Source organism: Streptomyces sp. NPDC051913 (genome assembly GCF_044593635.1).
Taxonomy (GTDB): domain Bacteria; phylum Actinomycetota; class Actinomycetes; order Streptomycetales; family Streptomycetaceae; genus Streptomyces.
In genome coordinates, this window is the sequence record NZ_JBIUCI010000020.1 from 127,936 (window position 1) to 152,612 (window position 24,677).

Consider the following 24,677-nt stretch of genomic DNA (forward strand, 5'->3'; position numbering starts at 1 on the left):
TGTCTACGCCGCGCCGTCCCTTCACATCGCTGCCCACTGCCGTGAAACACGCAGTCGGTCATCTCACCGGCACCGTTCATTCGGCGCGCAGTGTGAGAGGCGGCTGCAACGCGGGAGTCGCGGCCTGGCTCGAGACGGACAGCGGCGACGTCTTCCTCAAGGGTGTGCACGCCGCTCACCCCATGGCGGAGACCTTGCAGGCCGAGGCCCGCATCAACACGTATCTGCCCGGCGCGAGTCCGCGCCTGCGCTGGCAACTGGAGGTCGGCCGGTGGGTCCTGCTGGGGTATCAGGCCATCCGCGGCCGCCATGCCGACTACCGGCGCGGCTCGGCCGACCTGCTCCTGGTGCGGGAAGCCGTGCACGAGGTGCAGTGCCTCCGGGTCCCCCTGGACGTGGAAATGGGCCGAGCGGAGGAGAGATGGGCCGCACACGCCCCGGAGGGAACCGCCGGGCTCTTCGCGGGCGACGCACTGCTGCACACCGACCTCACACCGGAGAACGTGCTGATCTCCGACCGGGCCCATCTCGTCGACTGGTCGTCACCGACCCGCGGCGCCGCATGGATCGACCCCGCGCTGTTCGTCGTCAGCCTGGTCGACGCAGGCCACACCGTCGACGAGGCCGACGCCCTGGCCGGAGGATTCGCTTCGTGGGTCACTGCCTGTCCACGGGCGAAGGCGGCCTTCGCGATGGCCAACGCCCGGCAGTGGGAGAGCGCCGCCACCGAGGAGCGAACGGCCTGGAGGCACCGAATGGCTCGCAACGCGGCGGCCATCGCCCATCACTTCAGTTTCCGGTGACGCTCCACCGGGCTCGCACAGGCAAAACGACTTGTCGACCCAGACGCCGCTCCGGCCGCTCCGTTCGCCCGCGGCCGGCCGGGCGCCACCACGGGAACAGGTATCGGGTCGGTCGAAACACGGGTGCAGATCCTGTGCGGATACCCCGACAGGCTGGGCGGATCGCGGCAGAAACGTTCAAGCTGAGCGGGTCCGTCCTGAGCCGCAAGGAGCCGTTTGCCGCGCCGAGCAGGCACGATTGCCGCGGAGGATCCGCCAGAGATGAAGAGCGCCGGGAATCCGCCGGAGACCGTCCCAGACAGCAGAAGCGATCGGGTGCGGAAGACGGCGAAGGTTCTGCAAGCATCCACTGTGACCACCGGCGTGGAGAGGGCGCTGGCGGTCGAGCACTGGCTCCTGATCTCGGCCTCCGACGTCTCCGACGCGTACTGGGCCTGGAAAGAGGGAGACGTCACGTTCCTGCGCTGCGGGGCGCGCTTCACCGCCGTACGACTGCCCGCCGACGTCGTCAATCGCGCGGCCGGCACCCGTCGGGCGCGTGCGGTGGATGCCTTCCTCGCCGAGGCACTGGGCGGCGGTCCGGTCATCGTCAGCAACGGACACCACACCTACTACGCGCTGGTGTCCCGGGCCGCGGGCCGTGCATGGGCCTCGCGCGGCGCCGCCGTGCTGGCGCCGGGGACATGGATCGAGGTGCCGCCGCCGAGCCGTACCGAAGGCAGGGGCAAGGAAGCGTACTGGGCTGTGTCGATGCGTGAGCCGGGTGCGTTGTGCCGAGCGGATCTCGTCGCGGCGATGGTCGAGTCGGCTGTTTCGTCCGGCGACGAGAGTTGCACGGACCGGGCCTGAGGCTGTCATGTCGTCGGTGGATCTGCGCGGGTGTCGTACGCGGTGCGGGCGTCGTCGATCCGGGAGAGGTGCGCGATGCTCCATTCCAGCAGGGGCGCGGTGGCCTCGCGCAGGGTGAAGCCCATCTCGGTCAACTCGTAGCTGACGTGAGGCGGCATCACCTGGTGGACGGTGCGGGTCAGGATTCCGTCGCGCTCCAGGCTGCGCAGCGTCACGGTGAGCATGCGCTGGCTGATTCCGTCGATCGCCTTCTTGAGCTCGGTGAACCGCCGCGGTCCGTCCCGGAGATTGCGCACGACCAGCAGCGACCACTTGTCCCCGACGATGTCGAGCACCACCCGGGTCCGGCACGCATCGCTGGGCCGCGCCGACGATCGCGGATCGCCCTGTGCCGCGTCCATCAGGACCTAGCCAGGGGACGCCCCGCTTCAGCGGGGTGGGGAATGGCTTGTGAACTCTGCTCTGACCTCAACTGGGTGCATGGATCCGCACTGTTCACCTGAGCCCACCTCTCTGCCGCACTAGACCTGCGGGGGTGGGAGATCATCGCCCTTGAGGTGATGCCCGTCCACATGCCCCTGTTGGTGAAGCACGATGCGCAGTCGTCGGCCTCGTACGTGGCAAACCAGTTCACGGGCTTCACCTCCCGGGTGCTGCGCGAGGAGTTCCCGCACCTGTACTTCGCTGCCTCGGCCGACGCCGTGTCGGCAGTCACGGTCGAGAAGTACATCATTACCCAGGGGGCACGCCCGTGGAGGAAGGGGGACGGCTCGTGATCCGCGCGTACAAGTTCCTCCTGCGCCCCACGGCCCGTCAGAGGGCAGCGCGCGGCGAGATGCTGGCCGATCACTGCTCCCTGTACAACGGTGCGCTGCAAGAGCGCCGTGACGCCCACCGGCACACCTCGAAGACCACCGTCCGCTACGGCGACCAGTCCGCCGAGCTCAAGGAGATCCGCGCGTTCGATCCCGAGCGGCAGGGCCGCTGGTCGTTCTCCTCCCAGCAAGCCACCCTGCGCCGCCTGGACAAGGCGTTCCAGGCGTTGTTCCGCCGGGTCAAGACGGTCTCGGTGAAGCGTGAGGGCAATCGTTGGTATGTCGTCCTCTCGTGCGACAACGTGCCCGTCGAGGAACTGCCGCCATCCGGGACGGTCGTCGGCGTCGACCTGGGCGTCACCCACTTCCTGACCACGTCGGACGGCGGACACGTCGCCAACCCGCGATTCCCCACCGCGATGGCTGAGGCGCTGGCCGAAGGGCAGCGGCACCTCGCGACGTTCCCCAAGCGGACCCGGCAGCGCACCAAGCGCCACCGCGCGGCGGCCCGGAAGGTCGCCGAGCTGCACGCCAGGATCAGGCGGCAGCGCGCCGACTTCCACGGCCACGACGTGATCGCCCACGAGCGGCTCAACACGGCGGGCATGACCAAGAGCCCCGCACCCAAGGCCGACCCCGAACAGCCCGGCAGCTTCCTGCCGAACGGCGCTGCCGCGAAAGCCGGTCTCAACCGCAGCATCCTCGACGCGGGTTGGGCGCAGTTCCTCCAGATCCTGGTGAACAAGGCTGAGAGTGCCGGTCGCCTCGTGGTCCCGGTGGACGCGCCCGACACCTCGGAAACGGCCTAGCCACCGACGCAGGAAGCCCGCGCGTTCACGCGTGGGTGGAGTCACGGTTACCGCCAGAGAACCGGGTCACCGAAAAGTGCCTTATTGCCTGCCGAGTGTCAGGTGCACAAGCATGATCTCGGTACTCAAACAGTACCGAGGCACGAAAGGTAACCGCGAGAGCCGCGAGCCGCGGCATACGCGTGATCGTGCGGCTCTGCTTCTCTGCATCTCTGCTTCTGCGAAGGAAGATCGATGTCCACATTCCTGCTGGTGCACGGTGCTTGGCACAACGGACGGTGCTGGGAGCGGGTGGTACCGCTGCTGGAGGCCGCCCGACACCGGGTGTTCGCGCCATCGCTGACCGGCTTCGGCGACAAGGCACACCTGCTCGGTCCCGAAGTGGGTCTAGATACGCACGTCGACGACGTGGTCGGGCTGATCACCGAGGAGGACCTCGGCGACGTCGTACTCGTCGGCCACAGCTACGCGGGGCTGGTGATCTCCGGCGTCGCCCACCGGATTCCGGAACGCGTCGCGCACCTGGTCTATCTGGACGCGATGGTCCCGGAGGACGGCGAGTCCGCAGCCGACGTCCAACCCGTGACACGGCAACTGATCGAGCTGGCCGAGAAGTCCGAGAGCGGCTGGCGGGTGCCGCCGCTGCCCGAGCAGCCGGCGCCCTTCGGTCTGTTCGGCGTCACCGACCCGGCCGACGTCGCGTGGCTGCGCGGGATGCTCTCGGACCAGCCGGTGCGTTGTCTGCGGCAGCCTGTGCGACTGGGCAACCCAGCTGTTGACGCGATCCCGCGCACGCACATCCACAATGTCGGCGCCATGCCGGCAGGCGTCACCCGTCGCCCCGTCCCCGCGACCCAGCCCAACGGCACCGCCTCCCAGGTCTGGGAGCTGCCGACCGGCCACGACTGCATGATCACCATGCCGGGCGAACTCAGCGAACTGCTTCTCAAACTGCCCTGGTCAGGGTGGGGTCAGCAGGGGAAGGTTCCGCTGTAGAGGGCGTGGCCGTAGGAGGAACTCCCGGAGCCGAAGCCGTAGATGCCGTCGTCGCTCCAGACCGCCTCGCGTCGGCCATTGACGCACGTCGAGGTCGGGGCGAGCGCGAAGCCCTCCAGGTTGTCGGTCGGCATGACGGCCGGGTTCGTGTAGGTCACGTCCGGGACGATGGCGCCACTGGTGTCGATCTTCATGAAGGTGTGCGTCTCACCGCAGGTGTTGTCGCAGGTCGCGATGAGGCGCTGGGTTCCGGCGTCGAACGACACGTCCATCACCGATGCCTTGCCGGTGGCGACGGTGCCGAACGTGGTGAACGTACCGTCCGAGTTGAGGCCGTAGACGTGCAGCGTGCCGTCCCACTCCAGACCCGCGAAGAACAGGCCCGAGCCGTGCGACGGGTAGTTCGCCGGGTTGTAGGCGGTGCCGGTGAGCGGATCGGTCCAGCCGTTCGTGGTCAGCCAGCTGTCCGGTACGTAGCCGACGCCTTCGAAGCCCAGGTTGGCGTCGTCCTTGCTGCCGGTGTCGAGCTGCGGGAACTGCGAGGTCATGTCCCACTGGTGGATCGGCGTCAGCGTCGAACCGGTCGCGGCCGGGTCGAACTCCATGATCGTGTCCCTGGGGGCCGTGTTGTCGGTGTTGTCCCGCTCGGAGGTCACGTAGAGGTGGCCGTTGCCGCCGACCGTCAGGCCCTCGGAGTCCGGTTCGCCGGAGCCGTTCGCGAAGCGGATCTGCTTGCCGCTCGCGCTCCAGGACGGGTCCGGGATCCACCGGCCGTTGCTCTTGACCAGTTTGTACAGCCAGTTCTTGTTCTTGGCGGCCCACAGCACCGACGGGTCGGCCGGGTCGAAGGCCAGGCCGCTGACGTCGCGGCCTTCGGGGCCGGTGGAGGTGGTGAACGCGCAGACCTGGTCGGCGATCGTGACGTCCAGCCCGCCCGGCCACGCCAGGCTGCCGGTGGGGGCAGAGCCCGTACCGGAGGGCGCTTCGGGAGTGCAGCCGCTGCTGAGCGAGCCGCCGCCACCCAGCAGTTGGCCTGTTTCGCCACCGCCACCGCCACCGCCGCTCGCGGAGCAGGAATTCGTGCTGCCCGGTGTCGCGGTCACGGCGGTCTGGAACGGTCCGGTGCCGTTGGCGCAGCGTTCGGTGGACGGCTTGGCGCCATCGGTCGCCCACGTCACCGAGTCGACGCTGTTGCCGTTGCTGTCGAGGACGAACACCGAGTCGTTGTCGCCGAGGCCGAGGGTGGAGTCGAAGGTGAGGTAGCCGCCCGCGGGGAGACTGGTCGCGCTCGGCGAGGAGGCCGAGATCGCGACCGGGGAGTGGCTGGTGTCGCTGTCGACGTACTTCCACGCCCCGACGCTGACCGCGCTCGTTCCGCCGTTGTACAGCTCCACGGTGTCCGAGCCGTTCGAGGTGACCTCGTTCAGACGGACCCTGCTGGCCGCCGGCAGGGACGACGGGCAGCCCGAGGCGTTCGCCCCGGCGAACGTGGTCGCCACGGTGGTGGTCACCCACGCCCCGGTGCCGTCGCCGCCGCAGCGCGCCATGGCCGGCTTCGCCCCGCCGGTGGCCCACTGAACGCGGTCGACCACGGTGCCGTCGGACGCGTAGATCACCACCTTGTCCGAGTCACCGAGCCCCTTGGGCGAGTTGAAGGTGGCGAAGCCGCCGGCCGGGATCGTGGTGGAGGACGCGCTGAACGTCTGCGGCGAGAAGCTGTCGTCGGACATCTTCCAACCGCTGATGCTCACCGCGGTCGCACCGGTGTTGTACAGCTCGACCGTGTCGTTGTTCGACGACGTGACCTCGTTGATCCGGACGTTCTGGTAGCCGACCGGGGCCGCGGCGACCGCCGGCTGCGCGGCAAACCCTCCGGTGACGACCAGCGTTGAGAGCGTCAGAGCCGCGGCGCTCACGGAGGCGACGCGGGAACGCGAGTGTGAGATAGGCACGAGGTCGAACTCTGATCACGCAACCTTGAGACCGCGTGTACTCCGGCTGAATGCAACCTGCTGCCCATGCGAACGCCAGGCACGAACCCGTGGGTCCGGCGCGTGGACGGTGTGTGATCCGGTCGGCTACTCAGGCGGAGTTGAGTAGGCCCGCTCATGCCCGGCGGCTCCTCGCGCGGCGAGTATCTGTGCTGCGGCGCAAGGCAGTTGCGCCGGTTCGATCCAGTACTGATGACCTTTACGGAGTATCCCATGTCCCGTCGTATCGCTCTGTCCGTGGCCGCAGGTGTCGTCGTTCTCGCTGGTGCCGGGGCCGGTGCGTTCGCCCTCGCCTATGCCGGGGAGCAGCCCCCGGCCCTGGCTGACAGCACCGCCCGTTACACCGCTCCGAACGGTGACCGGGACGGCTCGCTCACCTTCGCCACCGAGGTCACCGCGTCGTCCGGCACCAAGAGCGTGCGGGTGCTGGCCTGGCCGGAGAAGTCGTCCCTCGGTGAGAAGGGGCTGACCGAGAAGGACATGGCCGCCGCGGAGCCGGCCGTCTGCGTTCCTGCCGGGGGCGACACCGTGCGCTGCACCTACACCGTCACGGTCACCGCCGCCGACGCCGCGTCGTCGCCGCGCGGCGTCTGGCGGATCGCCGTCCTGGCCACGGCCAAGGACGGCACCACCACCCTGGACACCACCGCGACCGACTTCACCGTGCGCTAGACGAACAAGCGCACGACCCAACCTGCTTGGTCACGAACGATACTGCCGCACCGCGAGACTCCGCCCGCAACCGCTTCGGGGTCCAATCACGACGGAGCCGGTCATACCGCGCCGAACGACTCTAGGCTGACCGCCCACAGTGGGCGCGCCACGGTGGGGCGCCTCCACAGGCCACAGGGGGAACGATGACGGCATTTGCCTTACCGGCCGGTCTACGAGCGGAACTGGAAGCCGCGTTCGGGACCGGGTTCGCGGATGTAAGGGTGCATCTGCACGCGACGGCGCCCAGGGGCGGGCCCGTGGCGTGGACCGTGGGGGACGACATTCACCTGACGCCCGGCGCCTGGCAGCCCGGCTCCGCCTGGAGCCGACGGGTGCTGGGGCACGAGGTGGCACACGTGGTGCAGCAACGAGCCGGCCGGGTCGGGCCGGGATGCGACCGCGCGGCACTGGAGGCGGAGGCACACACCGCCGGCCGACGCTACGCCCGGGGGCTGCCGGTACGGCTGCCCGACGGCCCCGGCGGTGCGCGAGCGGTGCCGACGCCCGCGGTCCAGGGATGGAACCAGGTGACGCCGGCTCAGCGGGTGGGCGCGGGCGTGGTCGTGGGCGCCTCGGTCTGGTCGTCCCCGACGGCCGCGCAGGACGCCTTCATCGGCCAGAACAACGTCAACCACGTCGCTGTCCCCGCCCCGGCCGATCCGCTGGTGTCGTTCCTCAACCCCACCGGGCAGCTCCGCCTGGTCTCGGCCGACCCGGCCGGCGTCACCCTGCGGGTGTCGGCGAACGGCCGGCTGGCGATCGAGGACTGTCAGCTCACCGCCCGCCAACCGAAGGTCTTCTATGCCACCCAGGCCCTCATCGACGAGAGCAACGCCTGGCGGCGCGCGCTGGGCGAGGCCGTCGAGCTGGTGCCCGACTCCGCGCTCGAGAACCAGACCATCACGGTGAACGGACAGGTCCTGCGCAGGGTGACCGTCCGCCACAACCCCTGGGGAGGGCGCGGAATCGCCGCCGTGGGACCCCAGAACTGCAACGACATCGTCGGCAGTGCCCTGGGCGCGGGCGATCTGGAGACCGTCGCGCCCGACGGCATCGGCGTGCTGCCCCCGCAACTGGCGGAATTCGAGATCGCCCGCTTCCTCGTCAACCCGGCCCCACCAGCGGTCACCGGAGCCGCCCAGAGCACCCAGCAAGCCGACTCCGCCCGGGCCATCGCCACGGCGTACGGCACCGCACTGCGCACCGACACCTGGCGGATGATCGCCGGCGTACCGGCGAACCGCCACTTCGGAGTGAACCAGTACGTACGACCCGACGTCGGCGAGGCGTTCATGGCCATGTCGTTGCAGGCCGTACCGGCCGGAGGCGATCTGGCACACGCCACACTCAGCACCGACCACAGCCGGCCCGGAGCCCCCGTACTGGACCTCACCTCCTTCTGGAGCGCCCACTACGCCAGCGTGGTGGTACGGGACGGCAACGACGTGATCACGCTGGAGAACTACGCCCGGAACCGGGAGGGCGCGCCGAGCGACGACGCACGGGCCCGGGTCGGTCACTACTTCCAGATGTACGACACCGATGCGGCGGCCCCGCTCGGCCACACCTTCCACGGCTCCTGGACCTCGGCCGCGGTCCGCCCCGTCAACGCCGCCCTGGCGGGCGACGCGGAGAAACCGGCGGGCACCACGCACCGGCCGGTGCCCAACGGAGTGAAGTCCTTCACCAACCCGCTGACCGTACGGACGAACCTGACCGGCATGGGTTACTACGTCCAACTGCCGGGCGTGTTCGCGGCCGAGACCGACGACGCGCTGCGCACCGCCTACACGGCCGCATCCGGCGGCGTGGTCAGTCCGCTCACCCAGCTCAGGACCGTGGGCAGGGGCCGGCTCTACGCCCGCCGACTGGAAGCACAGAACAAGCGGGTGCCGGTAGGTGACATCGACCCCTGGATGAAGCTGCTGAGCATGATGAACGACCCGAACTCCGCCACGGACCGTCGCCTGCGCGGTTTCGTCCGCCACACCTTGACGGCGTTCACGGCCCTGCCCACGAAGTAGTACGGGGTTGGGCCCTCACCCGGCCCCGTCGTCGTTGCGGCTGCGGCGGTCGATGGCCGCGGCCAGGGCGAGGATCGCCTGGACCTGGGCAGCCGCGACGGCGAGTGATTCGGAGCGCTGGAAGTCCTTGGGCGCAACGGTGTCCAGGAGCTCCTGGGCCATGCGCGCATGTGTCTCGTAGTCCGCCATGATTCCCCTCGGGTCTCACTCGGCCAGGGTGCAGGCGAGTGCCTTGGTCGCGTCCACGAGTTCGTGGTCGTGCTCGGCCAGAAGTCGCGGGATGGCGCCGCGTTGGGCGCGTACCGCGCGGCGGGCGGCCGATTCCCATTCGACGTGGTGTCCGCGGTGGCGGAGCTTCGGGTAGGCGGCGGCCATGATCTCCCACTGCCGGGCGTCGGCGATGCTCCGCAGCAGGAGCAGAATCTGTGCCCGGCACCTGGTCTGCGGGCGCCGGGCCAGGTCCCACAGGAAGGGGACCGTGACGGCTGTCGCCTGTCCGACGACGAAGCCGTGCCGGCAGATGCGGTGCCGCAGCCGGTCCAGCGCGTCGTGCGCGGCGGCCTCGTCGCCCGAGGCGATGGCGGCGAGCAGATAGGGGATGGCGGCGGCGGACCCTGTCGAGTCCTCGATGTCACCCCAGGGCACGAGGCCCACGTCGCGGAGCGTGGTGACCTGATCGGACCGCCGCACGCTTGCCTCACCGCTGGAGAGCTCGGTGAGTGGCTGCATCTCAGGCGCCCCCTGTGGACAGCATGGCCCAGACGGTCTTGCGCGAGGGCGTGTGGCGCGTCCAGCCCCAGTGCTGCGACAGGGCTTCGACGATCAACAGGCCACGGCCGTGTTCGCTGAACGTGTCCGGCGCGTGGGCCGCACGGGGAAGTCCGGCGCCCTGGTCCGTCACGGCACACACCAGATGAGCCGCGCGGCGTGTCAGCCGCAGCCATACGTCAGGATCGGCGCCGTCGGGTGTGTCGCTCTTCCGGCCGTGCAGCACGGCGTTCGCGGCGAGTTCGGAGACGACGGTCAGGGCGTCGTCCCGGCACTCGGCCAACTCCCACTCGCCCAGGACGCGGTCGGTGAACTCGCGCGCCAGTGCGCATCCTTCGTTGCTGCCGGGCAGGCGCAGGGTGGCGGTTCGGGGTGCGGCGGAACGCGGTGCGGCCGGGATCACCGCGAGGCCAGGCCAGGGTGCTGGGCGCGCGGGCTGCGACACGGCATCTCCTGAGGTGGCGTCAGGGCGTCAGGACTGGGCGTCCGTACGGGTGTTGGCGACGAGGGCTATTATCCACCTCGAAAGCCAGTCCGTGCAATTTCACGAGAAATTGCGGGCATGGATCGAGCCAGTCGTTCCCGACCTACCCGAGGAGGCTGCGGTGCCATCAGTTCCGAACGGGGTGCAAGCCAGTTCGCTGGGCGTCCGCTGGACCAAGAGCCGGCACAGCAACGCCGAGGGCAACTGCGTCGAGGTGGCGCCGTTGGCCGAGGGAGGAGTGGCGATCCGCAACTCCCGTGATCCGCACGGCCCCGCGCTGGTCTATACGTCCGCCGAAGTCGCGGCCTTCCTGGCCGGGGTGAAGGACGGGGAGTTCGACCAGCTGCTGTGAGCGGTGGCCGGCGCCGCCCGCGCCGGGATCGGCCCCGGATCATGCGCGCCGGCGCTAACTGGTGCGATAATGCGGGCTGTTGCCTTCTGCCCACCGGGAGTCAGGATGCCCTCGGATTCACCGCGTGTCTCCCGGCTCGAACCGTACCTGCAACGGAGCGAGCCCGCGCCGACCCTGCTGAAGATGCTGGTCGGCGTGCAGTTGGCCGGCCTGCGCGAGGATGCGGGCATGGCGCAGGAACAGGCGGCGCGGGCCGTGGGGTTCAGCCCGGCGAAGCTGTCCCGCATCGAGGCGGGCAAGGGCCGCCGGCCTCCCACCGAGGCCGATGTCCGCGCACTGCTGGACTTGTACAAGACGGACGAGTACGAGGCGTCCGTCCTGCTCCAGTTGCTGCGGCGGGCCGGTGAGCCCGGGTGGTGGCAGCGCTTCGACAAGCGGCTGATGCCCGAGTGGTTCGACCGGCTCGTCGGACTGCAGGAAGCGGCCGATTTCATCCGTACGTTCGAGATTCAGTACGTCCCCGGACTGCTCCAGACACCGGCCTACACCCGCGCCATCGTGGAGCGCGGCCTGCCCTCGGCCCCGAGCCGCGAGGTGAACCGCCGCGTGGAACTGCGCATGAAGCGCTCGGAGTTGCTGGGGCGGCCGGACGCCCCGCAGATGTGGGCGATCATCGACGAGTCGGTGCTGCTGCGGGTACTGGGCAGCCGCGACATCATGCGCGAACAGTTGGAGCATCTCGTCGCGATGGCCGAGCGGTCGCACGTCGTCATCCAGGTCGTACCCCTGGACGTGACCAACGCGTCCGCACCGGCCATTCCGGTCACGTACCTGCGCTTCGGCGGTTTCGACCTTCCGGACATCGTCTATCTGGAGCACATCAAGAGCGCCACGTTCCTGGAGGACCGCGACGAGACCGAGCAGTACCGCGTGGCGCTGGACCAACTGGCCGACGACGCGCTCAGCCCCCGTGACTCCCTCGAGCGTCTGCGGGAGACCGTCAAGCAGCGTTACGGAGGCGAGTGAGCCCGTGCCGCTCCCTCACAGGATGCGGCCGGCCCCGCCGAACTCGATCCACTCCTGGGTCAGCTGACGCGGCGCCACTTCGTTGTCGGGCCGCCAGGTGGACACCTCCACCAGGCCGGGTTCGAGGATCTCCAGCCCCTCGAACCACAGGGCGACGTCCTTCTCCTCGCGCACCCGGCCCCAGTGCCCCTGCGTGGCCTTGTCCATGAAGTCCGTGACGTGTTCCCGCACCTGCGGGTCCTCGCTGACCAGTTGGCACATCACCAGGCAACTCCCGGGCGCGAGCCGCTCGGTCACCCGCTGCACCACGGCGGGAGGACCGTCCGTGTCGCTGTCCGGAATGCAGTGGAACACGGAGTTGAACAGCACGCCCACCGGCTGCGAGAAGTCGATGAGCCGCTGGGTGTCGGGGTCGGAGAAGATCACGTCGGTGTCGCGCAGATCGGCCTGGATCACGGCCGTGCGGTCGTTCTGGTCCAGCAGGGCACGGCCGTGGACCAGGACCATCGGGTCGTTGTCCACGTACACGACGCGCGAGTTCGGATCGACGCGCTGGGCCACCTGGTGCACGTTGTTCTGCGTGGGCAGACCGGACCCGTGGTCCAGGAACTGCCGGATGCCGTGCTCCTGGGCCAGCGTCCTGACCACCCGCTGAAGGAAGTGCCGGTTGTTCACCGCCAGTGCCCGGGTGCTGGGCACTACTTTGTCCAGTTCCTCGCAGGCGGCCCGGTCGACCGCGTAGTTGTCCTTGCCGCCCAGGTAATGGTCGTACATGCGCGCGGCCGTCGGAACCGTGGCGTCGATCTTGGTGGACAACCGCTTCCCGGACTCCATCGTCTCCCCAGTCACGTACCGCACCGAGTTGACCGGTGCGTGAGGCAATCCATCCTAGGGACAAGGAAGTTGGCGCAGCCACCGTATGCGGGAAGTCCCCCTCGACGTCAGGCCCGGTGCCGACGTGCGCGGCGCAGGAAGGGCCGTTCGACGAGGTAGTACGACAGCAGCGCCATCGCCAGGGTGAGCACCACTGTGCCCGTCAGCAGCCCGTCCTTGACGTCGAGGGAGGCCAGCAGCCGTACGACGGGGTAGTGCCACAGATAGATGCCGTAGCTGAGATTGCGGCCGATCCAGGCCAGTGGCTCGAGCCCGAGCAGACGGGACAGCGGGCTGTCGGGCCGCAGTTCCAGCCCCGCGATCAGAGTGGCGGACACCGCTGCCACGGCGAGGATGCCGACCGTGTACCAAAGGGCGGTCCAGATGCCGGCGCTCCCGGTCACCGGCACCTTCCAGGCTACGAGCGCGAGCAGGCCGAGGGCGGGAAGGGCGAGCCGCCCCGCCCAGACGCGCAGCAGGCGCAGGCGCGGGTCGTCCGGTCGCAACCGTGCCAGGACCACGGCCACCAGGGCTCCGGCCAGCAGTTCGTCGGCGCGGGTGTCGGTCCCGTTGTAGATCCGGTGGACGGCGTCCGGGTGCCACAGGACGCAGCGCCACAGGAGGGGCAGCGCGCACAGGGCGGCGGTGCACAGCAGGACCGTGCGTGGCCGCAGACGGCGCAGCAGGCACAGCAGCAGGAGCGGCCACAGCAGATAAAACTGCTCCTCCACACCCAGTGACCAGGTGTGGGCGAGGGGGCCGCCGTACGCCCCGGAGTCAGCGGCCCGGAAGACGTTCGTCAGGAAGGTCGCCGCGAGGCCCACCGCCTGCCAGGAGCCGTCGAAGCTCCACAGCGAGGTCGTCGTCGCCAGCACCAGGCAGACCGCGCACACCGCCAGCAGCGCGGGGACCAGGCGCAACCACCGGCGCCGGTAGAAGGGAAGCAGGGCGAGGGTGCCGGTCCGGGAGTACTCGGCGAGCAGCAGACGGGTGATGACGAAGCCGCTGAGGGTGAAGAAGACGTCGACGGCGATCGAGCCGCCGGGGACCAGTGAGTGGTCGACGTGGTAGACGACGACCAGTGCGACCGCGAGGGTGCGCAATCCGTCCAGCGCGCCGACCCGGCCGCTGTGCAGGCTCGCGGACGGGAAGCCCCGGCGTGCACCTGGTGCCGCCGGGGCCGTGCGTCTCCGGCTCGTGACCGCCGTAACCGTCTCGGTTGTCTCCACGGCGGTCGAGTCCGGTGTGCTGCCCATGTACGAGATCGCTTCCCACCTGCCGACTGTTTCCGGGTAATCCGGTTCACCTGTCCGCAAAGCACGATCACATTCCTGTCTGTCACCCGGCTGTCCGAATCCGAGGGCGAGCCGATGAGACGCCTGTGAGGCGGGTCGGAGGGCAGGGTGGGATCCGAGCGGCTGTCCGAGCCAGCGGGTACCGGGACCGGCATCATCTGCATTCGCAACCCAGGGGGAACCGGGCTCAGGCCAGGCCGTTGGCGCTGCTGGAAGGGTCGCCGTACGCGTCGCCCGCGGTCGGGCGGCACATGGCGTAGTCGTGGCCGACGGAGGAAACAGCCCGCTGTGGGCCGCCGACAAGCGATCGCGTATCTCGGCGACGTGCTGGTCCACGGCGGCCGTGAAAGCAGGTTCGAATGCGAACTCCGCGAATCGCGGCTCGAACGCGCTGCTGATCCTGGCCAGGGGGGGACATGAGAGCAACCGTTCGAGAGCCGCCACCTCATCGGGTTTCCAGTCGGCACGCAGAGCAGTGGGCGGTCACTCCGTCGACGCCAGAAGGCGGTCGAGTGTCCGGTGTCCCATCCTGCTCATGGTCGGATTGCTCTCGACGTAGTACCAGACCAAGCCCATCGCCTGTTCGAACGCCCAGGCCTTGCCGCGTTCCCACTCCAGGTCGTCGCAGGCCAGCGCTCGCCGGAGCGCGTCCCGCGGGCCCGGCATCAGCAGGTGCCAGGCGCCGACCAGGTCCAGCGCGGGGTCGGCCGGGCCGAAGCCGCCGGTGTCGAGTACGCCGGTGAGCCGGTCTCCCGCGACCAGTACGTTGCCGGGGATCAGGTCACCGTGGCTCATCACGTCGGCACCCGTGCGCGGCAACTCTCGGAAGTGGCTCCAGAGCCGGCGCAGTCGGGGGACGTCGAGGAGCCCCTCGCTCTCCTCGAAGCACTGTGCCATCCAGTCGTCGTGGTGAGTGAGATCGCCGCCACGACCGTTGCCGCTGAAACGCCGTCCCCGCGTCTCGGCGTCGCGCAGCGCCGCGATGAAGGCCGCGAGGTCCTCGGCGAAGGCCTCGGACCCGCTCGGGTCGGCATCGGAGGCGACCGTTCCCGGCAGCCATGTCTGGACCGACCAGGGCATGGGACAACCCGCTCCGGGTTTTCCCAGGGCGACGGGCTCGGGAACGGGGAACCGGGACACCCGGGCCAACTCCGCGCTCGCCTGGGCCTCTTGTTCCAGCATCCACAGCGCGTCGGCGGCATCGGCGGGACGCAGGGGGAAACGCGCCGCGAGGTCGTTCCCGATGCGGAAGATGGCGTTGACCGTCCCGGTTGACGGGAGCGGTCTGATCGGCTCGCCGCTCCACTGGGGGAACTGCTCGTCGATCAAGGCCGCAACGGTCGCGGTGGTCACGTCCAGTTGGTCGTCGTGCATGGTCATGCCCGCAGGCCCCTCCACTCCACTGGTGCGGTTCCAGACGCCGGAAGCAGACCAGATCAGTGGAGGTGACGGCCAGTGGTTATACGTCAGGGCCCGGGGCGTCCGTCGGTCTCGGTCAGCCGGCGGTCCCCGCCCCGGTCCCCCCGCTCAGAGTCCCGGTGCGGTGAGCGCGCGGGCGAAGTCCAGCGAGGTGGTGAAGCAGCGTTCGACGTCCTCGTCGGGCAGGCCGGCCCAGGCATGGTCGGCGCCGGGGACGGGGCGGAAGTCGACATGCGCGCCTGCCTCGCGCAGGGCGGCGGTGAGTTGCTCGCCCTGGGCGAGCGGGATGAGGGTGTCGTCGGTGCCGTGCAGGATGAGGAAGGGCGGGGCGCCGGCGGTGACGTGGGTGACCGGGCTGGCCGCACGGGCGAGGTCGGGGGCCGCCGCCACGGGTGCTCCGATGAGCAGCGCCTCGCGCGTCGTGGGGCTGCCTGCGTCGTAGGCGCCGGGCCGGGACTGGGTGGGCAGGGTCGTCAGATCGGTCGGGCCGTACCAGGCGACGCAGCCGAGCATCGGCGTGGTGAGGGCCAGCAGCGCGGCCAGATGGGCCCCGGCGGATTCGCCCCAGGTGAGGGTCCGGCGGGTGTCCAGGCCGAGTTCGTCGGCGCGGGCGTCGAGCCAGGCCAGGGCCGCGGTGACGTCCTCCAGCTGGGCGGGATGGACGGCCTCGCCGGTGAGCCGGTAGTCGAGGCTGGCGACGGCGAATCCGGCCTGGGCGAGACGGGCGAAGGGGCTGAGGTGCCAGGAGCGGAAGCGCGGTCCCATGTCCGTGCGGGTGCCCGTGCGCCAGCCACCGCCGTGGATGTAGACGATGACCGGAAGCGGATCGTGCGGGTATTCGGGCAGCCACAGGTCCAGTTCGAGTGGGCGGATGCCGTCCGGGGCGGCGTAGACGGCGCCGCGCAACAGCCGTGTGCCCGGGGCGGGATGCGCCGAGGGCGGCAGCGGTAGCTGGGCGGGGGCGAGCGGGGCGAGCAGGGCGGCGAGCTCGGGCGACAGCGGCATGAGGGTTCTTTCCGAACGGGACGGCGGGAGCGTCGTGCGGGTCAGCGAGGGCTGGATGACGGCAGGCAGTTGCAGCCGGAAGCCGTCCCTGGGGCGTCGGTCGTATGCGGGGCTCGGGACGGTCGCGGACCGGCTCCGCGCGAGGCGATCCGTGCGCCGAGTGCCGTGGCCGCCCGCTCGCCGAGGCCGATGCCCAGCAGGCCCGTGAGTCCCAGCAGGGCCGGCGCGGGTGCCCGCAGGTCCCAGGTCCAGTAGAGGGCGCCCATGGCCAGCCCCGCTCCGAAGGAGATCAGCACGCGTTTGCCGGACGCGGCCACGCGAGCGGGGGCCGCGCCGCTCACAGCTTCCCCAGGACGGTCTGCCCGACCAGGATGCCGAGCAGACCGGCCAGGGCGACGGGCGGGGGAGCGGGCGCTTTGACGCGCAGTGCCGCGTACAGGGCGCCGACCAGGGTCCCGGCCAGCAGCGCTTGGACGTACGGCATCCCGGTCAGTTCCCGGTGCGCCACTGGTGGTCGGGCAGGAACCGCACGTCGTGCTGGAGCGGGACGGTGCCGAACTTGTGCGGTTCGGGTATGTACGGCTGCGCCGGCAGGCCCAGTTCCTCGGTGGGTGTGCCGAGGCTCTCGAAGAACCGCTCGAAGGTCTTCCCCGGGCCGGCGGCTACACCGACGATCCGGCTGTGGTGGCGCTCGATGCGGTAGGCGTGCGGGCAGTTCTTGGGTACGAATCCGAAGTCGCCCGCGCTGAGGAGCTTTTCCTGCTGCTCGCCCTGGAGGTCTTCGACGAAGATCCGGACGGCGCCGTCGGTGACGTAGAAGATCTCGTGGGTGTCGGCGTGGGAGTGGGCGGGGATGAGGTCGCCCCGGGGGCCCTCGACGGTGAAGAAGTTGAAGGTGTTCTCGGTCTGCTCGCCGCCGGCGTAGACGGTGACCAGGTCGGTGAAGAGGTGGGCGCGGTCGCCCATGCCCTTCTCGATGAAGTAGGGCTGGCCCGGCTCGGCGGGAATGCGCGAGCGGGACCGGTAGCGGGTGGCGAACTCCATGGTCATGGAAACCTCCGGTGCGGCGGGGCGAACGAGGCGATAATGTCAGGCTACCTGACATTTGAGAAGAGGGAACCCCGGAGGCTCGCTATGCTCGACACCCCGTCCCGCCCGAGGAGCCATGACCACGCCCGCGCCGAACCTGCCCCAGCTGTTCACCGAGGCCAAACGGTGGTTCGACGACGCGTTGCTGGCCAGCATGGAGGCCGCGGGCGAGCAGGCGGTGACCGTCGCGCAGGCGGCCGTCTTCGCCGCCCTGGACGAGCAGGGCACCACCATTTCCGAGCTCGCCCGCCGGATGGGCGTCACCCGGCAGACCGTCCACCAGGCCGTGCACGGACTGATCGGCATGGGGTTGCTGGAGCAGATCCCCGACCCGGCCTCCGCCCGCAGCCGCCTGATCCGCCCGACCGGCGAAGGCTTCCGTGTCCATCACCGGGCCCAGGCCGCGCTCGCCGTGATCGAAGGTGTACTGGCCGACCGCATCGGCACCGACGCGGTCGGCGCACTGCGACAGGCGCTGGCCACCCCGTGGGGCGAACCGCCCCTGGTCGAGGCACCCTGACCTCCCGGCACCGAGTGTCGCGGGCACACTCCGCCGCGACACACCCGCGTGTCAGTCGTCCTCACGGCACCTGTCGATCGTGTACGTGTGCGTGCCCGGTCCCACGGTCGCGGTGCCGGCCCCCGGGAGCCGGATCTCCGCTTCCGTGCCCGGCGGGATCCGGGCGGTGAGGGTGAACTCCCCGTCGTGGAGGCGCCATTCGCTCGTGATGGGCCCGTGCGGCGATTCGTGGCGGGCGGATGCGGAGGTGAGCCCGCCGCCGGGGCGCGGGGCGATGACGAAACGCCGGTATCCGGCTTCGCTCGCGGCCGGGGCCGTCGGCAGTCGGATGCCGGCGACGTACTGGTGCAGGAAGGAGACGACGGCACCCTTGCTGTAGTGGTTGTAGGACATCCTCGGCCGTCCCGCGCCGTCGGTTCCTTCCCAGTCCTCCCAGATGGTGGTCGCTCCCTTGTCGATCATGGTCAGCCAGGAGGGCGCGGTGTCCTGGAGCAGCAATTCGTAGGCGAGGCCGAGATGGCCCGTCTCGGCGAGGACGGGGAGCAGCAGCCCGGTGGTGAGGAAGCCGGTGGACAGATGGGTGCCGGCGGCGCGGATCAGGGCGGCGAGCCGGTCGGCTGCGCGCGCCCGCAGCGGCGCCGGGACCAGGTCGAAGGCCAGCGCGCGGACCAGAGTGGCCTGGGTGTCGGGGGCGACGGTGCCGTCGTCGGCGAGGTACTCGCGCTGCCATGCGAGCCGGGCGCCCTCGGCGATGCGGCGGTAGCGGGCCTCGTCGGCCGGGTGCCCGAGCAGCGCGGCGGTGCGGGCCAGCAGGTCGGCCGAGCGATGCAGGTAGGCGGTGGCCACGGCGCCGTGATCGCGCGTGGGATCGAGGTCCGGGGTGACCCCCGGCTCCAGCCATTCACCGAAGTGGAAGCCGGTGTCCCAGAGGTGCTCCTCGTGCGGGGCCGCCTGACGTCGTGCGGCCGCTCGGTCGGGGTGGCGGCGGGTACGCGCCTGGTGCGCGGCGAAGTCGACCCAGGCGCACATGGAGGGGTACTGGACGCGCAGGAGGTCCAGGTCGCCGTAGGCGCGCCACATCTCCCAGGGGACGATGACGGCGGCGTCGCCCCAGCCGGCGGAGCCGTTCATGCCGCCCTCGGCGGAGGCGCGCCGGGCCTGCTCGTCGGCGGGGTCGGGGACGAAGTTGGGGACGGTGCCGTCGGCCCACTGGTCGGCCGCCAGATCGCGCAGCCACTTGGCGGTGAAGCCGGCGACGTCGTAGAGGTAGGCGGCGGTGGGCGCGAAGACCTGCCAGTCGCCGGTCCACGCGGCGCGCTCACGCTGCGGGCAGTCCGTGGGTACGTCGCACATGTTGCCGCGCAGGCTCCACACGGCGGCTTCGTGGAGGCGGTCGACACGTGCGTCACTGCTGGTGAACCAGCCTGTGCGGGGCAGGTCGGTGTGGACGACGATCCCGCGGAGGTCGTCGGGGGTGAGCGGGCCGGGGTGGCCCTCGACGCGGACGTAGCGGAAGCCGTGGGTGGTGTGGCGCGGCTCGAACGCTTCGCCGGGCCGGCCCGCCGAGACGACCGTGTCGATCTGCCCTGCGGGCAGTGGACGGCGGGTCGCCCAGTCGAACGCGCGGATGTTGTCGGTGGTCACGTCGCCTTCGGTGTCGAGGGCTTCGCCGTGTACGAGGGTGAGGCGGGTGCCCGCGGGGCCGAGGTTCGTCAGGCGTACCCAGCCGTTGATGTTCTGTCCCAGGTCCACCACATGGCGGGCGGGCCCCAGTGAGGTCACCGCGACCGGGGTGAGTTCCTCGACCCGGCGGACGGGTGGGGCGAGGGGACCGGTCAGGCGGCTGAAGTCGTCGTAGAGCCCGCCGACGGCGACCTGCGCCTTGTCCCAGTGACGGTCGTCGAAGTCGGCCGTCGACCAGGCCGGTGCGTGGACGCGCAGATCGGTGCGCTGGCCGTCCATGAGGTCGGCCGCGGTGACGGCGCTCGGGGTGCTTCGCCAGGCGGGGCCGGTGCCCAGGACGGTGGTGGTGCCGTCGTGGTGAGTGAGGGTCAGCTGGGTGAGGAGCGCGGTGCGGGCGCCGAAGCCGTCCGCCTCGCGGGCGAAGCCGTGCCGGCCGCGGAACCAGCCGTCGGACAAGATCGCCCCGACCGTGTTGTCACCGTGCACCAGCAGGTCTGTGACGTCGTACGTCTGCACCTGGAGGCGGGAGCGGTAGGCGGTGAAGCCCGGGGTGAGTTCCATGTCCCCGATGCGCCGGCCGTTGAGGAACGCCTCGTAGAGCCCGTGGGCGGTGGCGTACAGCCGCGCCTCGCGGACCGGCTCGGTGAGGCTGAAGGTGTGGCGCAGCAGGTGGGCGGGGCGAGAGCCAGCGGCGGCGGGTTCGGCTTCCGCCGGTTCGATCCACTGGGCCTGCCAGTCCTGGGGTGCGAGGAGGCCGGTCTCCCACCAGGACGGCTGCGACCAGGCGCTTTCGCCGAGGTCGGTCCACACCTTCACCCGCCAGGGAATCCGGCGCGCCGAGCCGGGCACTGGACCGCCGTACGGAATGCCGGTGTTCGCCCGGGAGTCCACCCGGCCCGTGTCCCACTCCCCGGCCTCGACGCGGTACGCGAGCTGTGCAGTGGCGTCCTGCGGAAGTCTCCAGGACAGGCGGGGGCGGAGGGTGTGAATGCCCAGGGGCCGGTCGAGGTGTTCTACGCGCAGATGGCTGGGGCGGGGGTGGGGCACTGGTGGTCCTCTCGGGCGGCCAGGGGTGTCAGGCGGAGGCGACGGTTGCGGCTGGGGGTGTCAGCGGGACGGGGCGGTTGCGGCTGGGGGTGTCAGGTGGACGGGGGACGGTTGCGGCCGGTGCGGCGCCCTGTGGTTCCTGGTCGCCTCCACCGTCGTGGCGATCCTGGCGCTGCTCGCCGTGCCGGAGACGCCGCGGCGTGCCGTGGCCGGCCGGCTCGACCGGGCCGGAGCGCTGCTCCTCGGCGGGGGCCCCGCCCTGGTGGTCTTCGCCGTGGGCCAGGGCCGCGACCGGGGCTGGGCCTCCGTCGGGGCAGACGCGGCGGTCGCGGTCCGGGTGCCAGGTGGACGGGAGACGGTTGCGGCTGGGGGTGTCAGGTGGACGGGACCGTCGCGGTCGGGGTCTGAAGGTCGTGTGCCGCGCTGTCTGCGGGGCGGGCGAGACGGGGGATGGCGAGGCTGATCAGCAGTCCGAGGACGACGACGGCGGCCATGGCGAGGTAGGCGTGGGTGAAGGCGGTGTCGTGGTAGAAGGCGGTGCCGTCGAGCACGGTGGAGTCCGCCGCCAGGACGGTGTAGAGGGCCTGGTTGGTCAGTGCCAGGAAGACCTGGGTGAGCAGGGACGACAGACCGTTGGCGGCGGCCTGCTCCTCCGCCGAGACCACCGACACGATCATGGCCTGCTGGCCGGCCATGAGGATGCCGCCGCCCAGGCCCATGACGAGGCCCGTCAGGACGATCTGGGTGGCGTCGTGGTGGTAGAAGGCGGCCAGGGCGAGTCCGGTGGCGAGGATGCCGAGCCCGACGTACCAGACACTGCGCGGGCTGGCCGTGCGCACGGCCCTGCCGACGCCGATGCCGGCCGCGAAGGTGAGGATGCCGGCGGGGATGCCGATCACGGCGGTGTGTGTGGTCGACCAGCCCAGGCCGTCGGAGACGTGCGGGATCGCCGGGAAGAGCGCCAGGAAGATCAGGATCGCCTGGGAGGCGAAGAAGGCCGCCTGGGGCACGGACGAGCCGAGGAGCACGGTGGCCAGGGACCGGCGCCCGAGCATGCGCAGGTCCAGGATCGGGGCGGTGACCCGCAGCTCCACGGTGACGAAGAGGACCAGCGCGGTCAGTCCGGCGAGGAGGGAGGCGATGACCCCGGCGGAGGTCCAGCCCCAGTCGCGGCCCTGGCCGACGGCGAAGACCACCAGGGCGAGGCCCCCGCCGAGGAGCAGCGCTCCGGCCCGGTCGAGCCGGCCGGCCACGGCACGCCGCGGCGTCTCCGGCACGGCGAGCAGCGCCAGGATCGCCACGACGGTGGAGGCGACCAGGAACCACAGGGCGCCGCGCCAGCCGAACGCGTCCAGCAGCCGGCCGGACAGCAGCGGGGCGAGCATGCTGAGCACACCGACCGAGCCGGCGACCGTACCCAGCGCCAGGGCGACCTTGCGGGGCGGGAACAGATCGCGGACGGCGGCCAGGACGAGGACCGCGACGGGACCGTAGAGGCCGCCGATCGCGCGGCCGAGGACCATGACCGGATAGGTCGGGGCCAGCACCGTGACGATGTCGCCGACGAGCCCGGCCACCGCGAGAACGATCATCACCCGGCGCTTGCCGTACATGTCGCCCAGGCGGACCGCGAACGGCGTGGCGACGATCGTGGCCAGGGTGAAGGCCAGGCTGAACCAGGCGATCTGCGTGGTGTGGAAGTGCTGGGCGATCTGCGGCTGGGAGTTCGCGGCGATGATCCCGGCCACCACGAGAAGCTGTCCGGGCCAGATCAGGGCGGTCAGCCGCCGCAGCTCGGCAGTGCTCCAACGCGCGCTCGCGGCGGCGGACCGCGCTCGCTCGATCGTGTCGGGGTCACCAGGGGCGGCGGGCGGGGACGGCGGCGCCGGGTCCTGCGAAAGGCTCATGGAGGCTCCCAGGGAGGTCGGCGCATCGTCACGCCGAGGTTTCGACCGATGATGCGAAGCGAAAACCGAGTACGCTAGGTTTTCGGAGAGTGACTCATGTCACAGCGGCTGACGCGACGGGCACCGCCGGTCCGCACGGGCGGGGGGATGACTACGGTGATCCTCATGACCAGCAGCACCCAGGGGCGGCGAGGCAGTTACGCGGTCGGTATCGCCCGACGGCAGAAAATCGTGGAGGCGGCCGCGAAGCGGTTCGCCCACGAGGGCTACCGGCGCACCGCGCTCACCCGCGTCGCGGAGGACGTCGGCATCACCGAGGGGGGCCTGCTGCACCACTTCCGCAGCAAGAAGCACCTGCTGCTAGCGGTGATGGAGCATCGCTTCACCGCCGAGGCCACCTGGTGGTCCCGGCTTCCCGCCGACGCCGCCGGGCGTGACATCCTGCGGGCCATGGTCGCGGCCACCGAACGCCATCTGGCGGAGCCGGGCCTCATCGAGCTGTTCGTCCTGACCTCGGCCGAGGCCGCCGATCCCGAGAGTGCGGCCCACACGCTGTTCGCCGAGCGCTACCAGAGCGCCATCGACGAACTCGCCGGGAAACTGGCCGCCGCGAGGGAGCTCGGCACGGTGCGCGAGGGCACCGACTGCCCCGCGGTGGCGCGCGAGTGCATCGCCGTCAGCGACGGCCTCCAGCTGCAGTGGGTGATCTCCGGCGGCACGCTGGACCTCGCCGACGCCGTCCGCCTGCACGCCGACCGCATCGCGCGCACGATCCTGCCCGACGGCGAGGGGCTCTGACCGGCACGAAGCGATGCTGGTCCGTGGGAGCCGCGGCAGGACCGACGACGGGAGGGGCCCGTCAGTCGAGCTGACGAGCCCCGGTGTGCTGGAGTCCGCGGCGCACGCCCGCAGGCCGGGCGCGGCACGCGCAGGTACGGCGCGGTCAGTTGCCTCCGCGCGCGGCGACGGTCCCGCGGTGGCTCCGCACCACGTTCGCGTAGGCCTGTGCGCTCGGCTTCGCCCGGCGTTCGAAGGTGTCGCGGTCGACGGTGTGGAGTCCGAGCTGGGCGCCGTACCCGAAGATCCACTCGAAGTTGTCCAGCAGCGTCCAGTGGCAGTAGCCAAGGACGGGTGTGCCCGCGGCGACCTGGGCCGCGAGTTCCTCGACGGCGGCCGGGACGAAGGCGGCCCGCTGGGTGTCGTCGGGGGTCTGGATGCCGTGCTCGGTGACGAGGACGGGCACCTGGGACACCTCGTGGGCGTAGCGCACCGCGCCCGCGAGCGAGCCGGGTGCGATGACGGTGCCCATGCCGTTGCGCTCACCCTCGACGGTCACCTCGCCGTCGGGGCCGTGCACGATCCGCTCGTAGTTCTGTACGCCGATGAAGTCGTCGTCGCGGGCCTCGCGCAGCCAGTGGTCGTACACGGCGGCACGCTTGGCGTCCCGGCGCTCCTCACCGCCGGGGAGGGCGACCTCGTCGGCGATGGCGATCGAGACACCCACGGGGAGGTCTGCGCGGCGGGCCTTGATCGCCTCGCGGGCCGCGCGGTGGGCGCGGGTGAACGCCGCCTGGAACTCGTCCTGGCGGTCTGCCGGGATGACGTTGGCACTGGCGTAGGTGCCGCTCCCGGCGGCGCGTGCGGCGGCTGCCAGCATCTGGAGCTTCACCGCTTCCGCCTCGGGAGGGAGCTTCGCACCGGCCTGGAGGAGCTGTTCGAGGTTGGGCTCGTTGAGGGTGACGGCGTACGCGATACGGTCGCCGAAACGGGCCATGACACGGTCGCACTGTTCGGCGAAGCGGGACGGCGCCTCGGCCGCGGTCCAGGAGCCGTCTGCGGCGAACCAGTGCGGCGCGGTGAAGTGATTGAACGTCACCAGGGGCGCGAGCCCCCGCTCCAGGCAGCCGTCGACCATGCGTTCGTAGTGGTCCAGTGCGTCCGGGTCGACGACGCCGCGCTCGGGTTCGACGCGGGCCCACTCGACGGAGAACCGGAAGGCGTTGAGACCGAGGCCGGCGGCCAGGTCGAGGTCCGACGCCCAGTGCTGGTAGCCGCGGCAGGCCGGTCCGCTCGGCTCACGGAACAGGGAGGGGGTGATGTGCTCCAGGAACCAGGTGTCGCTGGCGCTGTTGTCGCCCTCGTTCTGGTGTCCCGCGGTGGCGACGCCCCACAGGAAGGTGTCGGGCAGCCTGATGTGTGTCATGTGTG

The 24,677-nt window shown here is 70.8% G+C and carries 26 protein-coding genes; 11 read left to right on the forward strand and 15 right to left on the reverse strand.

Features of this window, described 5'->3' with window-relative positions; all coding sequences use genetic code 11:
• Positions 1–41: 41 nt before the first annotated feature.
• Entirely contained in the window at positions 42–803 is a 762-nt protein-coding gene (locus ACIHIX_RS40195) for an aminoglycoside phosphotransferase (RefSeq protein WP_399965351.1), read from the forward strand.
• A gap of 351 nt (positions 804–1,154) precedes the next feature.
• Positions 1,155–1,652 carry a hypothetical protein gene (locus ACIHIX_RS40200; protein WP_399965353.1) on the forward strand — a complete coding sequence of 166 codons (498 nt, stop codon included), beginning with the start codon at positions 1,155–1,157 and terminating at the stop codon, positions 1,650–1,652.
• Between the two features lie 5 nt (positions 1,653–1,657).
• On the opposite strand, the gene ACIHIX_RS40205 is transcribed toward ACIHIX_RS40200, so the two are convergent.
• Positions 1,658–2,053: a winged helix-turn-helix transcriptional regulator gene (locus tag ACIHIX_RS40205; protein ID WP_399965355.1), complete on the reverse strand. Its 396-nt coding sequence runs from the start codon at positions 2,051–2,053 to the stop codon at positions 1,658–1,660.
• 126 nt (positions 2,054–2,179) lie between these two features.
• Between ACIHIX_RS40205 and ACIHIX_RS40210 the strand changes: the two genes are divergently transcribed.
• The 3 genes from ACIHIX_RS40210 (at position 2,180) to ACIHIX_RS40220 (ending at position 4,272) form a co-directional block, all read left to right on the forward strand.
• On the forward strand, positions 2,180–2,428 hold the full coding sequence (locus tag ACIHIX_RS40210) for a transposase (protein WP_399965424.1): 249 nt from the start codon (positions 2,180–2,182) through the stop codon (positions 2,426–2,428).
• Positions 2,425–3,276 carry an RNA-guided endonuclease InsQ/TnpB family protein gene (locus ACIHIX_RS40215; protein ID WP_399965357.1) on the forward strand — a complete coding sequence of 284 codons (852 nt, stop codon included), beginning with the start codon at positions 2,425–2,427 and terminating at the stop codon, positions 3,274–3,276. The genes ACIHIX_RS40210 and ACIHIX_RS40215 overlap by 4 nt, the downstream gene beginning before the upstream one ends.
• A 234-nt stretch (positions 3,277–3,510) precedes the next feature.
• Positions 3,511–4,272, forward strand: coding sequence for an alpha/beta fold hydrolase (locus ACIHIX_RS40220; protein ID WP_399965359.1), 762 nt, complete (start codon positions 3,511–3,513; stop codon positions 4,270–4,272).
• Here ACIHIX_RS40220 and ACIHIX_RS40225 read toward each other — a convergent pair.
• Positions 4,248–6,224: a lamin tail domain-containing protein gene (locus ACIHIX_RS40225; protein ID WP_399965361.1), complete on the reverse strand. Its 1,977-nt coding sequence runs from the start codon at positions 6,222–6,224 to the stop codon at positions 4,248–4,250. The genes ACIHIX_RS40220 and ACIHIX_RS40225 overlap by 25 nt on opposite strands.
• A gap of 252 nt (positions 6,225–6,476) precedes the next feature.
• On the opposite strand from ACIHIX_RS40225, the gene ACIHIX_RS40230 reads away from it, so the two are divergent.
• Positions 6,477–6,935, forward strand: coding sequence for a DUF5707 domain-containing protein (locus ACIHIX_RS40230; RefSeq protein ID WP_399965363.1), 459 nt, complete (start codon positions 6,477–6,479; stop codon positions 6,933–6,935).
• Positions 6,936–7,120: 185 nt separating this feature from the next.
• The gene (locus ACIHIX_RS40235) at positions 7,121–9,001 is read left to right on the forward strand and encodes a DUF4157 domain-containing protein (RefSeq protein ID WP_399965365.1); all 1,881 of its coding nucleotides are present in this window, start codon (positions 7,121–7,123) and stop codon (positions 8,999–9,001) included.
• Between the two features lie 15 nt (positions 9,002–9,016).
• On the opposite strand, the gene ACIHIX_RS40240 is transcribed toward ACIHIX_RS40235, so the two are convergent.
• Genes ACIHIX_RS40240 through ACIHIX_RS40250 form a run of 3 tightly spaced genes read right to left on the reverse strand, consistent with a single transcriptional unit; the run spans position 9,017 to position 10,214 of the window.
• Positions 9,017–9,190, reverse strand: coding sequence for a hypothetical protein (locus tag ACIHIX_RS40240; RefSeq protein WP_399965367.1), 174 nt, complete (start codon positions 9,188–9,190; stop codon positions 9,017–9,019).
• A gap of 15 nt (positions 9,191–9,205) precedes the next feature.
• Entirely contained in the window at positions 9,206–9,730 is a 525-nt protein-coding gene (locus ACIHIX_RS40245; RefSeq protein WP_399965369.1) for a hypothetical protein, read from the reverse strand.
• Position 9,731: 1 nt separating this feature from the next.
• Positions 9,732–10,214 (reverse strand): ATP-binding protein, encoded by a 483-nt coding sequence (locus ACIHIX_RS40250; protein ID WP_399965371.1) that lies wholly within the window; start codon positions 10,212–10,214, stop codon positions 9,732–9,734.
• A gap of 160 nt (positions 10,215–10,374) precedes the next feature.
• Between ACIHIX_RS40250 and ACIHIX_RS40255 the strand changes: the two genes are divergently transcribed.
• Together ACIHIX_RS40255 and ACIHIX_RS40260 are read left to right on the forward strand one after the other, a co-directional pair.
• The gene (locus tag ACIHIX_RS40255; protein ID WP_399965373.1) at positions 10,375–10,605 is read left to right on the forward strand and encodes a DUF397 domain-containing protein; all 231 of its coding nucleotides are present in this window, start codon (positions 10,375–10,377) and stop codon (positions 10,603–10,605) included.
• Positions 10,606–10,710: 105 nt separating this feature from the next.
• Positions 10,711–11,631, forward strand: coding sequence for a helix-turn-helix domain-containing protein (locus ACIHIX_RS40260; RefSeq protein ID WP_399965376.1), 921 nt, complete (start codon positions 10,711–10,713; stop codon positions 11,629–11,631).
• Positions 11,632–11,646: 15 nt separating this feature from the next.
• Here the strand turns inward: ACIHIX_RS40260 and ACIHIX_RS40265 are convergent, their stop codons facing one another.
• The 7 genes from ACIHIX_RS40265 to ACIHIX_RS40295 form a co-directional block, all read right to left on the reverse strand.
• The gene (locus ACIHIX_RS40265; protein ID WP_399965426.1) at positions 11,647–12,465 is read right to left on the reverse strand and encodes an SAM-dependent methyltransferase; all 819 of its coding nucleotides are present in this window, start codon (positions 12,463–12,465) and stop codon (positions 11,647–11,649) included.
• A gap of 107 nt (positions 12,466–12,572) precedes the next feature.
• Complete coding sequence (locus ACIHIX_RS40270; protein ID WP_399965378.1) at positions 12,573–13,760, reverse strand: acyltransferase family protein; 1,188 nt, start codon at positions 13,758–13,760, stop codon at positions 12,573–12,575.
• Between the two features lie 522 nt (positions 13,761–14,282).
• Complete coding sequence (locus ACIHIX_RS40275) at positions 14,283–15,179, reverse strand: aminoglycoside phosphotransferase family protein (protein ID WP_399965380.1); 897 nt, start codon at positions 15,177–15,179, stop codon at positions 14,283–14,285.
• A gap of 147 nt (positions 15,180–15,326) precedes the next feature.
• Positions 15,327–16,223 carry an alpha/beta hydrolase fold domain-containing protein gene (locus ACIHIX_RS40280; protein ID WP_399965382.1) on the reverse strand — a complete coding sequence of 299 codons (897 nt, stop codon included), beginning with the start codon at positions 16,221–16,223 and terminating at the stop codon, positions 15,327–15,329.
• A gap of 41 nt (positions 16,224–16,264) precedes the next feature.
• A complete protein-coding gene (locus ACIHIX_RS40285) occupies positions 16,265–16,564 on the reverse strand; it encodes a DUF1427 family protein (protein WP_399965384.1) in 300 nt (99 codons plus the stop codon).
• Positions 16,561–16,707, reverse strand: a complete 147-nt coding sequence (locus ACIHIX_RS40290) for a DUF1427 family protein (RefSeq protein ID WP_314207512.1) — start codon at positions 16,705–16,707, stop codon at positions 16,561–16,563. The genes ACIHIX_RS40285 and ACIHIX_RS40290 overlap by 4 nt, the downstream gene beginning before the upstream one ends.
• A gap of 5 nt (positions 16,708–16,712) precedes the next feature.
• Complete coding sequence (locus tag ACIHIX_RS40295; protein WP_399965387.1) at positions 16,713–17,273, reverse strand: quercetin 2,3-dioxygenase; 561 nt, start codon at positions 17,271–17,273, stop codon at positions 16,713–16,715.
• A gap of 115 nt (positions 17,274–17,388) precedes the next feature.
• Between ACIHIX_RS40295 and ACIHIX_RS40300 the strand changes: the two genes are divergently transcribed.
• Positions 17,389–17,832 carry a MarR family winged helix-turn-helix transcriptional regulator gene (locus ACIHIX_RS40300; RefSeq protein ID WP_399965389.1) on the forward strand — a complete coding sequence of 148 codons (444 nt, stop codon included), beginning with the start codon at positions 17,389–17,391 and terminating at the stop codon, positions 17,830–17,832.
• A gap of 51 nt (positions 17,833–17,883) precedes the next feature.
• On the opposite strand, the gene ACIHIX_RS40305 is transcribed toward ACIHIX_RS40300, so the two are convergent.
• A complete protein-coding gene (locus ACIHIX_RS40305) occupies positions 17,884–20,562 on the reverse strand; it encodes a family 78 glycoside hydrolase catalytic domain (RefSeq protein WP_399965391.1) in 2,679 nt (892 codons plus the stop codon).
• A 374-nt stretch (positions 20,563–20,936) separates the two neighbouring features.
• A complete protein-coding gene (locus ACIHIX_RS40310; protein WP_399965393.1) occupies positions 20,937–22,469 on the reverse strand; it encodes an MFS transporter in 1,533 nt (510 codons plus the stop codon).
• A 165-nt stretch (positions 22,470–22,634) separates the two neighbouring features.
• On the opposite strand from ACIHIX_RS40310, the gene ACIHIX_RS40315 reads away from it, so the two are divergent.
• Complete coding sequence (locus ACIHIX_RS40315; protein ID WP_399965395.1) at positions 22,635–23,267, forward strand: TetR/AcrR family transcriptional regulator; 633 nt, start codon at positions 22,635–22,637, stop codon at positions 23,265–23,267.
• A gap of 145 nt (positions 23,268–23,412) precedes the next feature.
• Here ACIHIX_RS40315 and ACIHIX_RS40320 read toward each other — a convergent pair whose 3' ends face one another.
• On the reverse strand, positions 23,413–24,672 hold the full coding sequence (locus ACIHIX_RS40320; RefSeq protein ID WP_399965397.1) for a family 1 glycosylhydrolase: 1,260 nt from the start codon (positions 24,670–24,672) through the stop codon (positions 23,413–23,415).
• Positions 24,673–24,677 lie beyond the last annotated feature (5 nt).